Annotated in this window: 11 protein-coding genes; all 11 read left to right on the forward strand. The window is 57.6% G+C overall.

Features of this window, described 5'->3' with window-relative positions:
• Window positions 1-113: 113 nt before the first annotated feature.
• The 11 genes from topA (at window position 114) to ABNH18_RS06950 (ending at window position 11,859) form a co-directional block, all read left to right on the forward strand.
• A complete protein-coding gene (topA, locus tag ABNH18_RS06900) occupies window positions 114-2,855 on the forward strand; it encodes a type I DNA topoisomerase (protein ID WP_349382107.1) in 2,742 nt (913 codons plus the stop codon).
• A gap of 81 nt (window positions 2,856-2,936) precedes the next feature.
• Complete coding sequence (locus ABNH18_RS06905; RefSeq protein ID WP_349382108.1) at window positions 2,937-3,467, forward strand: hypothetical protein; 531 nt, start codon at window positions 2,937-2,939, stop codon at window positions 3,465-3,467.
• Between the two features lie 288 nt (window positions 3,468-3,755).
• Window positions 3,756-4,547 (forward strand): outer membrane lipoprotein-sorting protein, encoded by a 792-nt coding sequence (locus ABNH18_RS06910; protein WP_349382109.1) that lies wholly within the window; start codon window positions 3,756-3,758, stop codon window positions 4,545-4,547.
• A gap of 17 nt (window positions 4,548-4,564) precedes the next feature.
• Window positions 4,565-5,848 carry a hypothetical protein gene (locus ABNH18_RS06915; RefSeq protein WP_349382110.1) on the forward strand — a complete coding sequence of 428 codons (1,284 nt, stop codon included), beginning with the start codon at window positions 4,565-4,567 and terminating at the stop codon, window positions 5,846-5,848.
• Between the two features lie 117 nt (window positions 5,849-5,965).
• Window positions 5,966-6,622 (forward strand): TetR/AcrR family transcriptional regulator, encoded by a 657-nt coding sequence (locus ABNH18_RS06920; RefSeq protein ID WP_349382111.1) that lies wholly within the window; start codon window positions 5,966-5,968, stop codon window positions 6,620-6,622.
• A 94-nt stretch (window positions 6,623-6,716) separates the two neighbouring features.
• Complete coding sequence (locus ABNH18_RS06925) at window positions 6,717-7,187, forward strand: L,D-transpeptidase family protein (protein WP_349382112.1); 471 nt, start codon at window positions 6,717-6,719, stop codon at window positions 7,185-7,187.
• Window positions 7,187-8,233 carry a beta-N-acetylhexosaminidase gene (nagZ, locus tag ABNH18_RS06930; RefSeq protein ID WP_349382113.1) on the forward strand — a complete coding sequence of 349 codons (1,047 nt, stop codon included), beginning with the start codon at window positions 7,187-7,189 and terminating at the stop codon, window positions 8,231-8,233. The genes ABNH18_RS06925 and nagZ overlap by 1 nt, the downstream gene beginning before the upstream one ends.
• A gap of 71 nt (window positions 8,234-8,304) precedes the next feature.
• Complete coding sequence (locus ABNH18_RS06935; protein WP_349382114.1) at window positions 8,305-9,462, forward strand: mechanosensitive ion channel family protein; 1,158 nt, start codon at window positions 8,305-8,307, stop codon at window positions 9,460-9,462.
• Window positions 9,449-10,021: a hypoxanthine-guanine phosphoribosyltransferase gene (locus tag ABNH18_RS06940; protein WP_349382115.1), complete on the forward strand. Its 573-nt coding sequence runs from the start codon at window positions 9,449-9,451 to the stop codon at window positions 10,019-10,021. The genes ABNH18_RS06935 and ABNH18_RS06940 overlap by 14 nt, the downstream gene beginning before the upstream one ends.
• Window positions 10,021-10,761 carry an S-methyl-5'-thioinosine phosphorylase gene (locus tag ABNH18_RS06945; protein ID WP_349382116.1) on the forward strand — a complete coding sequence of 247 codons (741 nt, stop codon included), beginning with the start codon at window positions 10,021-10,023 and terminating at the stop codon, window positions 10,759-10,761. The genes ABNH18_RS06940 and ABNH18_RS06945 overlap by 1 nt, the downstream gene beginning before the upstream one ends.
• Before the next feature lie 72 nt (window positions 10,762-10,833).
• The gene (locus tag ABNH18_RS06950; protein WP_349382117.1) at window positions 10,834-11,859 is read left to right on the forward strand and encodes a CNNM domain-containing protein; all 1,026 of its coding nucleotides are present in this window, start codon (window positions 10,834-10,836) and stop codon (window positions 11,857-11,859) included.
• Window positions 11,860-11,866 lie beyond the last annotated feature (7 nt).

Raw genomic sequence — 11,866 nt, forward strand, 5'->3', positions numbered from 1 at the left:
TGTACTACTACTAAAAAAGGAAAGGGGGGGCACTTCCTGCTTGACCCGCCTATACCGGCGCTGTCTAAATAGCGCCCATCACGAGCCTTAGACCGGATGTCGAGTACCTGAGAATGGGAAAATCGCTAGTAATTGTGGAGTCGCCTGCCAAGGCCAAGACCATCAACCGCTACCTGGGCGACGACTTCATTGTGAAGTCCAGTGTCGGCCACGTGCGGGATCTGCCGGTCAGTGGCGGCTCCAAAAAGAGCACCCCTCAGGAGCGGGCCAAGGAAGCGGCCTACACTCGCTCCCTGCCCAAGGAGGAGCGGGATGCCTATAAAAAGAAGAAGGCCAAGAAGCAGTTGGTTAACCGCATGGGGATCGACCCGGAAAAAGGCTGGGCTGCCCACTATGAGGTGCTTCCCGGCAAAGACAAGGTGGTCGATGAACTGAAACGCCTGGCTGCGAAAGCAGACCGCATCTATCTCGCAACGGATTTGGACCGCGAAGGGGAGGCGATTGCCTGGCACCTGCGGGAAGTCATTGGCGGAGAAGATGACCGGTTCGACCGGGTGGTGTTCAACGAAATTACCAAGAAAGCGATCCAGGCGGCGTTCGAAGAACCCGGCAAGCTGGACCTGCACCGGGTAGAAGCGCAGCAGGCCAGACGTTTTCTGGATCGGGTCGTGGGTTTCATGATCTCCCCATTGCTGTGGGAAAAGATCGCCCGTGGACTGTCCGCTGGTCGGGTACAGTCCGTCGCTGTGGAGCTGGTGGTAGAGCGTGAACGTGAAATCCGCGCCTTTATTCCGGAAGAATTCTGGGAGTTGTACAGTGACACCCACAGCGGCGATGGCGAAGCCCTGCGCCTGCAGGTAGCAAAACATAACGGCAAGGCATTCCGCCCTGACAATGGTGATGATGCCGGTGCCCACAAACAGGCACTGGAAAACGCCGGTACCCTGACCATCAGCCAGCGAGAGCAGCGGCCCACCCGCTCCAAGCCGTCGGCGCCTTTTATTACCTCTACCCTGCAGCAGGCCGCGAGTACACGGCTGGGCTTCGGGGTGAAAAAGACCATGATGATGGCGCAGCGGCTTTACGAAGCCGGCCACATTACTTATATGCGTACCGATTCCACCAACCTGAGTTCAGACGCTGTGGCGGCCTGCCGGGAGTGGATTGGCGAAAAACTGGGTGACAAGTACCTGCCTGATGCGCCGCTGTCCTACAGCAGCAAGGAAGGAGCCCAGGAAGCGCACGAAGCCATTCGTCCTTCGGATGTGCGGCGCACCTCTGACTCCCTGAAAGACATGGAACGCGACGCCCAGCGCCTTTACGAGCTGATTCGTCGACAGTTCATCGCCTGCCAGATGCCCCCGGCGGAATACCTGAGCTCCACCCTGACGGCGACCGGCAACGGTTACGAGCTGAAAGCCAAAGGGCGCATCATGAAGTTCGATGGTTGGACCCGCATTCAGCCGCCAGCTTCGCGCAAGGGCCAGGAAGACACCCTGTTGCCGGATGTGAAAGAAGGCGATGTGTTGGCCATCGACAACGTGGATGCCAACCAGCACTTCACCAAGCCGCCGGCCCGGTTCACCGAAGCGAGCCTGGTCAAGGAACTGGAAAAGCGCGGCATTGGCCGCCCGTCCACCTATGCTGCGATTATTTCCACGATTCAGGATCGCGGTTACGTGCGTCAGGATAGCCGCCGTTTTTACGCTGAAAAAATGGGTGACATCGTCACCGACCGTCTGGTGGAGAATTTCCCCAACCTGATGGATTACGGTTTCACTGCCAGCATGGAAGAAACCCTGGATGAAGTCGCCGAAGGGCAACGAAACTGGCAGGACGTGCTGAACGAATTCTACAAGGACTTCGTCAGCAAGCTGGATGCCGCCCAGGGTGAAGGCAGTGGCAAGCAGGCTGTGGGCGGTATGCGCGCCAACCTGCCCACTGATACCGACATAGAATGCCCCACCTGTGGTCGCCCGATGCAGATCCGCACCGGCTCCACCGGGGTATTTCTGGGCTGTTCCGGTTACGGTTTGCCGCCGAAAGAGCGTTGCACCGCCACCCTGAATCTGCTGCCCGGCGAAGAAGCCGAAACGGTGAAAGCGGATGATGAGGAAGCGGAAACCAACGAACTGCGCAGCAAAAAGCGGTGCGAAAAGTGTGGCACTGCCATGGAAAATTACCTGATCGATGAAAAACGCAAGTTGCACATCTGTGGTAATAACCCGGACTGTGATGGCTATGTGATCGAGAAGGGCGAATTCCGTATCAAGGGTTACGATGGCCCGGTACTGGAATGCGAGAAGTGCGAAAACGACATGCAATTGCGCACCGGTCGCTTCGGCAAGTTCTTCAAGTGCACCAATGAAGAGTGTGGTAACACCCGCAAGTTGCTCAAGAGTGGCGAACCAGCACCGCCGCGGGCAGATCCGATCCCCATGCCGCACCTGCAATGTCTAAAAGTGGATGACCACTACTTGCTGCGTGATGGTGCCTCTGGGCTGTTCCTGGCCGCCAGCAAGTTCCCGAAAAATCGGGAAACGCGCCCGCCGCTGATCGAAGAGATTCAGAGCGTGGCCAAGCAGCTGGACCCCAAACACGCCTACCTGGCCGAGGCGCCAGCCGCAGACCCGGATGGCAACAAAGGCGTACTGCGCTACAGCCGCAAGGCCAAAGAGCAGTACGTGATGAGCGAAATCGACGGTAAGGCCACCGGCTGGATGGCGTTCTATCGCGATGGCAAATGGGTCGAAGAACAGACCAAGAAAAAAGCCCCCGCGAAGAAGAAGGCCGCTGCCAAGAAAAAGGCAGCAAAAAAGAAAGCCCCGGCCAAGAAAGCCGCCGCCAAGAAGTAATCCAGCAAGCATCACGCATCATGCAACACGGCCCCATGGGGCGTGTTGCGTGGCGCGTGTTGCCTGATGCGGAGTGTTCCCATGTCCAGAATGGTTCGAGATAACACCGTCAGCGGTTTGCGCGAGCGCATTTATTTTGCCAAGTCCCTGTTGCGCCAGCTGACCCATGATCAGGCCGATGCCACACCGACTGTGCGTCTGGCGTTACGCGGGGCGGTGGTGTTTCATTTGTATTCGGTGCTGGTGGGGCTGGCGCGGCAATCCGGCAAGACCTTTCAAGTGACCGATGCGGACACCTTGTTCAGCCTGGATGCGCTGGAACAGGCCTTTCGGGATGCAGGCGTTGAAGCCCCGGAAATCGCTATTCTGGCCCGCGCCCGTGCTGATCGAGGAGATTTAATCGCCTGGCTGGACGGGGAAATGCAGACCGCCCTGGGCGCCGCGGGCCTGGCTCGCCGCCCGGCGCCACCCAGCGAAGAAAATGCCCTTAACCTGATGGCCGAAGACCGCTACGCGCCCTTGGCAGAGGGGGACCTGCAGCGCCTTGCCGACAGCGTGACTCGGGTGAGTGAGCTGGTGGAACATTGCATGGGCTACCTGGAAGAGTGGTGAAGCTCAAAGGTCAGGTGACAGTTGATAGTGGACAGTTGGCAGTGCGCGGCTGAGCACTTTCATTAGCTCCAACGTAAGAGGCCGTGCCCAGAGAAGGGGCGCGGCCTCTTACGTTGGAAACCAGAAGCATCGTAGGGGGCGCGTAGCTGTCAACTGTCTACTATCAACTGCCAATTATCTTTTGGCCCCTTCTGGCATCGCTGTTTCTGTTCAGATCGCTATCATGGTAAACATGCTGTTGCCCGTTTTGCCGGTGCAGCCCCAAACATGTGTACCGTGAGGAATGCGATGAACGCCCGCTTACTGCCCGCCGCTTTGTTAATGGCCCTGGCCGCACCTGCCGTATTGGCCCAGACCCCGGAAGAAAAAGGCTTGGAGATCGCCCGGGAGGCGGATAGCCGTGGTGAGGGGTTTGGGGATTTTCAGGCCGATATGAAGATGGTGCTGATCAGCAAAAGTGGCCAGACCTCGGACCGAGAGCTGCGCGTGAAAACGCTGGATGGCACTGGCGAGGAGGAGGGCGACAAGAGTCTGACCATCTTCGATACCCCTCGTGACGTGCGCGGTACCGCCATGCTCACGTTCAGCTACAAGACTCGTGACGACGACCAGTGGCTGTATCTACCTGCTCTGCGCCGGGTGAAGACCATTGCGTCGCGGAACAAGTCCGGCCCCTTCATGGGCAGTGAATTCAGTTTTGAAGATATGCGCGGGCAGGAAGTCGAAAAGTATACGTACAAGTACCTGCGCGACGAAGCTTGCGGTGAGCTGACCTGTTTCGTGGTCGAACGTTATCCGCAAGATGAAGACTCCGGCTATACCCGGCAGGTTTCCTGGATCGACCAGCAGGAATACCGCACCTGGAAAGTGGACTACTACGACCGCAAGAAAAGCCGGCTGAAGACGCTCACGGCCAGCGATTTTTCGCAGTACCAGGGCAAATACTGGCAGCCCGGCAAGATGTCCATGGTCAATCACCAGACAGGTAAATCCACGGACTTGTTCTGGAGCAATTACCGTTATGACACGGGTCTGAGCGAGTCAGATTTCAACAAGAATAGCCTGAAACGTGCCCGTTGATTGCGTCGGTTAATACCATGAAAAACGGGTTGCTAACGGCATCGCTGCTGGTGGTGCCTCTTGTTTCCCCTGCGTGGGAATTTCGCGGTGAAGTGGCGCTGGAAGGGCGCTATTTCACTCAGGACTCTCCCTATCCCAAGGCGGATTATTCCACCAATGGATCCGGCTATATCAAGCCGGAGATATTCCATGAGTGGAATAATCGCGATGACCTGTTCACGTTTATTCCCTATGCCCGCGTGGATGAGCACGATGGGGAGCGCACCCATTGGGACATCCGTGAGTTGTCCTGGATTCATGTGGGCAATGGCTGGGAATCCCGGGTCGGTATCCGCAAGGTATTCTGGGGCGTCACCGAAGGTCGTCATCTGGTGGATATCATTAACCAGACCGATCAGGTGGATCAGGTAGATGGCGAAGAAAAGCTTGGCCAGCCCATGATCAACCTTTCCACGGTACGGGATTGGGGCATTGTGGATGTGTTTGTGTTGCCGGGCTCTCGTGAGCGGACCTATGCCGGGGAAGAAGGCCGTCCACGCACGCCCTTGCCTGTGGCCGATAATGCGCAGTACGAATCTTCGAAAGAGAGCCAGCGGGTGGATTTTGCCATCCGTTACCAGCAGTACTTCGACAATGGGCTGGAGCTGGCGCTGTCACATTTCTCTGGCACCAGCCGCGACCCGTTGCTAATTCCAGATTCTCTGACGCTGGCCGAGCTGCAGGCGCTACTTGCCACCGGGCAATTACCGTCGGGTAGTGACCCGGAATTTACCCCGCTGTACAACGTTATCGACCAGACGGGCCTGGAGCTGCAATACCTGAACAGCGGTTGGCTATGGAAGCTGGAAGCCATTAGTCGGTCCGGGCAGGGCGAACGTTTTAATGCCGTGGATGGCGGTTTTGAATATACCCAGGTGGGATTGTTCGATACGGCTGCGGATCTGGGCTGGATTGTGGAGTATATCTGGGAAGACAGGGACGACAGCCTGGCGTCGCCCCTGGCCAGCGATGTGCTTCTGGCTACCCGTTTTACCTTCAACGACGTGGCCTCCACAGAAATCCTCGCCGGCATTATTTACGACACCGAAGACGAGGAAAAAGCCATCAGCCTGGAATCCAGTCGCCGTTTTGGTAACAGCCTGAAGGCTAGCCTGGAAGCCCGGTTCTATACTGATACCGGAAAACCCCAAAGCGCGTCCGCGCTGTACCGCGATGCCCTGCGCAACGTGAACAGCAACCCGGGCCTGGGACCAATCAGCCGATCTGACTTCGTCCAGGCGGAATTGGTGTATTACTTTTAGTGCTGTGCTTGACGCTGAACGTCGAAAGGCTGACGGGAACTGCCGCCTTTCTTTCTTGACCCTCCTGGCAGCCAAACGTATGTTTGAAACGTATGTTTTGAACACACAGGGCAGGCTATGGCACAGGCGGGCACAGTAGACCGGATTCTTGATACCGCAGAGGTATTGTTTGCCCAGAGGGGCTTCGCGGAAACCAGCCTGCGCGCCATTACCAGCAAGGCCGGGGTGAACCTGGCAGCGGTGAATTATCATTTCGGCTCCAAGGAAGCGCTGATTCAGGCGGTTTTTGAACGGTTTCTGACACCGTTTAGCTTGGCGCTGGATGCCAAGCTCGACGAAATGGAAGCCTCCGGTATCCCCGATACCCCCGAGAACGTGCTGGGCATCGTCTTTCGTTTGGCGTTGGGCACCCACCCGGATGATCCCCAGCGCGCTGCCATCTTCTTCCGCCTATCAGGCCAGGCTTACAGCCAGCCCCAGGGGCACCTGCGCGAGTATCTCCACACCCATTACGGCGCCGTGTTCGCCCGTTTGCAGCTCCACCTGCATCAGGCGGTGCCTGGTGTACCACCGATGGAACTGTTCTGGCGCGTACAGTTCAGTCTCGGGGCGGTCATCTTTACCCTGTCGGGCATGCAGTCGCTGCAAAGCATCAGCAAAGCCGATTTCAACATGGACGCCAGCACAGCGGATATCACCAAGCGCTTGCTGCCGTTTCTGGTCGGGGGTATTCAGGCGGAAGTGCCGGATCAGCCGTTGCATACGGACAAGTAAAGGCGGTAACGGGTGAGGCTGGCCGGTTGCCTGACGCGATGATGTGGTAAGGGTTCGCGTTGCAACTTTGCACTTTCAACTTGAAACTATCCCCATGGAATTAATTATCAACGTGTCTGAACAATGGCTGGAGCTGCGTGGCTCGCGGACTGAGCGCTTTGCGATTTCCTCCGCCGCTAACGGTGTTGGCGAAGCCATGGGCAGCGGCGCCACGCCGCGAGGTGCCCATGTGGTTCGGGCTCGTTTCGGCGCCGGGCTACCGCCAGGGGCGGTGCTGCTGGGGCGCAAGTTTTCCGGTGAAGTGTTCGACGCCGATCTGGGCGCCCGCTTTCCCGAGCGTGACTGGGTGCTGAGTCGCATTCTCTGGCTTGGCGGCCTGGAACCAGGACAGAATCTGGGCGCTGACGTGGATAGTTTTCGGCGCTTTATTTATATTCACGGCACACCGGACAGTGAGCCCATGGGGACACCTGCCTCCCACGGCTGCATCCGGATGCGAAATGATGCGGTGATCCGTTTGTTTGACCAGGTGCCGGTGGGTACCCGGGTGACGATCACCGATTAATGTCCTCTGCCCACAAGGTTGTCATGTCTGTATCCGCCTCCCCGTTATTAATGCTCGACCTGGAAGGGCTTGAAGTCAGCGCCACGGAAAAAGACATGCTGGCTCACCCCGGTGCCGGTGGCCTGATTCTGTTTACCCGTAATTATGCCAACCGCGAACAGCTGGCCGAACTGGTGCGCCAAGTGCGTGCCGTACGCCCGGATATGTTGATCGCTGTGGATCAGGAAGGCGGGCGAGTGCAGCGCTTCCGCGACGGCTTTGTGCGCCTGCCACCCATGGCGACGTTGGGGCAGCGTTATGACCAGTCTCCCACAGAGGCGGTACGCGAAGCGGCGCTGCTGGGGGAGCTGATGGCATCGGAGCTGACCGAGCTGGATATCGATATCAGTTTCGCGCCGGTGCTGGATCTGGACTACGGCAACAGCTCGGTGATTGGTGATCGCAGCTTCCATGGTGACGCCGATGCCATGACCGCCCTGGCCGGGGCCTTTATTGATGGAATGAGCGCCGCTGGCATGGCGGCCACGGGCAAGCATTTTCCCGGGCACGGCCATGTGGTTGCCGACTCGCACCTTGAATTACCGGTAGATCCGCGTCCGCTGGCGGCCCTGGAAGCGGCGGATATGCGCCCCTTCATGGCGCTGGCGCCTAAACTGGACGGCATCATGCCCGCCCATGTGATTTATAGCGCGGTGGAGCAGCAGACAGCGGGATTCTCGCGCTTCTGGTTGCAAACGCAGTTGCGTGAGCGGCTGGGCTTCCGGGGCGTCATTTTTTCCGATGACCTGTCCATGGCGGGTGCCCACGGTGTGGGTGGCTATGCGCAGCGAGCACAGGCCGCCCTGGAGGCCGGTTGTGACATGGTGCTGGCCTGTAATTGCCGCGAAGGGGCAGAGCAGGTGTTGGACTTCCTGGGCAAGCACCGGTTCCAGGGCCAGGTCCCGGCAGCCGGGCTGCGTGCCCGACCACGCTTGCCCATGGTGGCGGAGCGCCGTGCAGCCGCAACGGAACTGGCCGCGGCATTGCGCGAGCAGGTGGCTTTGTAAAGCCGGCCTGCGTCAAAACTAACGAAAGAAACAGACTCTCACTGAACCCGTAAACGCGAAGGAAAACAGTAATGAACTGGGATTGGAATCAGCTGCTGCAGTGGCCTACGGATCAGACGCCGATGGATATCTGGCTGACGCAGCTGTTTGTCATTGTGCTGTGCACGGTGTCCATCAACTTTATTCTGATGCGCAGCATCGATGTGGCCGAGCGGTTAATTGGAAAAACTGAAACCCTGTGGGATGACGCCTTGTTGGAAGCGGTGCGTATTCCCATACGTCTTGTGTTCTGGGTAATCGGCTTGTCGGTGTCCATGGAGCTGCTGCAGGCGGTGTCCGCAGAGGAAAACGCTATTTTTGAATTCGTCCCTCAGGCACGCCGTATCGCCTTTATCATTATTATTGCCATGTTCCTGAGTCGGTTTATTTCCTATACGGAAAAGAATCTGATTGATCCGGGCCGCATGCGCAAACCCATGGATCAATCTACTGCGGCGGCGATTGCCAAGTTGCTGCGGGTATCGGTGATTATTACGTCCCTGTTGATTATTCTTCAGACCATGGGTTACAGCATATCTGGCGTGCTGGCCTTTGGCGGTATTGGTGGCATGGCAGTGGCCTTTGCGGCCAAAGATCTGCTGGCAAACTTCTTCGGCGGCATGATGGTTTATTTGGATAAGCCATTCCGGGTCGGGGACTGGGTGCGCTCACCGGATCGTTCCATCGAAGGCAGTGTGGAAGATATCGGTTGGCGCCTGACGCGCATTCGTACTTTCGATCAGCGCCCGCTATATATTCCCAATGCCATGTTTACCTCCATCGTGCTGGAAAATCCGTCGCGCATGTTTAATCGGCGGATCAATGAAAAAATCGGCATTCGTTATGACGACTGGCAGAAGATGCCGGGTATCGTCGCCGATGTGCGCACCATGTTGGTTGACCATGAAGACCTGGAAACAGAGAACCGCACGCTGATCGTGAACTTCGACAGTTACGGAGCCTCTCACCTGGAATTCTTTATCTATACGTTCACCAAAACCACCCAGTGGGTGCAGTACCATGAAATCAAACAGGACGTACTCATGAAAATCATGAATATTGTCCATGAGCACGGTGCCGAGTTTGCGTTCCCAACACGTACGCTGCACCTGGTCAGCCAGAACGATGATGCTCCGGCAACGGGGCTGGAAGACAGCAATCCGGAGGACGCACAACATGTCCAGCGCTGATACATTGCAACAGGAACTGATGCAGGTTCGCCGCAACGCCATCGAACTGCATTCCTCTGATCAGGTGCAGGAAGCCATCGGCAAACTGGCTTTTGAAGTGACCGAAGCTTGCTCCGGTAAGGTGCCAGTGTTCGTGACCATCATGAACGGCGGCATGATCTTCGCAGCGGAGCTGGTCAAACGCCTGGATTTTCCGCTGGAGATGGATTACCTCCACGCCAGCCGGTATCTGGGTGCCACTACTGGCGGCGATGTGGAATGGATCGTGACGCCAAGCGCTACCCTGGAAGGACGCCATGTGGTCATTGTGGATGACATTCTGGATGTGGGGTCCACGTTGCTGTCGATCATCGAGGCTTGCAAAGCCCAGGGCGCGGCGTCGGTGAAAACCTGCGTGCTGGTGGACAAGCAACACGACCGCAAGGCCAAGCCGGGGCTGAAAGCCGACTTCACCGCGCTGGAAGCGGAGGATTATTACCTGTTCGGCATGGGTATGGATTACAAGGGCTTCTGGCGTAACGCGCCAGGCATCTACGCGGTAAAAGAGAGCGACATCTGATGTTGGCGTTCATTGGCGGTACGGGCCTCACGCGCATGGACAACCTGCGCATCATCAAGACTCACACGGTGGAAACCCGGTTTGGTTCTCCTTCCGCACCGGTGGTGGAAGGGGAGCTGGATGGCCAGAACGTCCTGTTTCTCGCTCGCCATGGTGATCCACACGTATTGCTGCCTCATCAGGTGAATTACCGTGCCAATTTGGCCGCGTTGAAAGAGGCCGGCGCCACAGCGATTGTGGCCGCCAATGCGGTGGGCGGTATTACCGCCCAGGCGCCCACCGGTGCGTTGGTGCTGCCGGATCAGATTATTGATTACACCTACGGCCGGGATATGACCCTGTTCGATGACCCGGATGAACCTCTGGTGCATGTGGATTTCAGCTGGCCGTTCGATGTGACGTTACGCAATGCGTTGAAAGCCCGGTTGGCGGCGGCTGAGCTGAACTGGAATGATGGCGGCTGCTATGGCGCAACACAGGGCCCCCGACTGGAAACGGCCGCTGAAATTGCCCGCCTGGAACGCGACGGTTGCGATATCGTTGGTATGACTGGCATGCCTGAAGCCGTACTGGCCCGGGAGCTGGCATTGCCTTATGCCATGCTGTCTCTGGTGGTCAATCCGGCGGCTGGCAAGTCCACCCATGAAATTACCATGGCGGAAATCGAAGCCGTCATCCACGATGGCATGGCCAATGTCCGCCAGCTGTTGGCGGGCTTCGCCCGGCACTATTCGCGTTAACCGCATGTGCCGTCATAATATTTATCCACGCAGTCGGGCCCGGTTGCGTGCTGGCATAAGGAGCATGCATCGGTGACGTTGCTGATTATTTTCGCCACCATTTCCATTGGTTTTTCTTTTGTGTGCTCCGTGCTCGAAGCGGCGCTACTGTCCATTACCCCCAGTTTTATTGCTGGCCTGCGCGACAGTAATCCGAAGCTGTACAAAAGTCTGCGCGCCTTCAAGGATGATATCGACAAGCCCCTGTCGGCCATTCTGACCCTTAACACCGTGGCGCACACGGTCGGTGCCACTGGCGTCGGTGCCCAGGTGGCGGTGGTGTTCGGTGAAGCCTGGCTGGGGGCTGCGTCGGGGATCATGACGCTGGCGATTCTGGTGTTCTCCGAGATTATTCCGAAAACTATTGGTGCTAAATACTGGCGGTCACTGGCTCCATCGTTACCGCCGACACTCAAGGTCATCATGGTGTCGCTGTTGCCGTTTGTGTGGTTGTCCAAGTTGATTACCAGCCGTATCGGTGGCAATGAGCATGATGTGGATGTGCGGGCGGAAATCCGCGCGCTGGCCGACATGGGCGAGGACCAGGGTGCGCTGGATGACGATGAACACCGGGTGATTCACAACATCCTGCGCCTGCACGACATTCGCGTGGGCACCATCATGACGCCGAGCACGGTTTGCCGGATGGTGGCACCGACCATGACCGTGAGCGAATTCCGGGAACAGGAGAAAGGCCAGCCGTTTTCCCGCTATCCGGTAATGAGCGCCAGCGGCGAAGCAAAGGGTTATATCCACAAATCTGATTTGCTGGAGAGCGGCCCGGAGCAAACCATGCAGGCGCTGGCCCGCGAGGTCTCCATGGTGCATACCACGCTGAGCATCGAGGACTTGTTTAGTGCCATGCTGACCCAACGTCAACATATGGCAGTGGTTTATGATGACCACGGCACTTGGGTAGGCCTAATCACCCTGGAAGATATTCTGGAAAGCATCCTGGGCCGTGAAATCATGGATGAAACCGATAACGTGGCCGACCTGCGCCTGTATGCGCGCCAACGCTGGAACCGGCGGCTTAAAAAGCAGGACAAACCACAGTAAGGCATTG

Source organism: Alcanivorax sp. (assembly GCF_040118815.1).
GTDB lineage: Bacteria > Pseudomonadota > Gammaproteobacteria > Pseudomonadales > Alcanivoracaceae > Alcanivorax.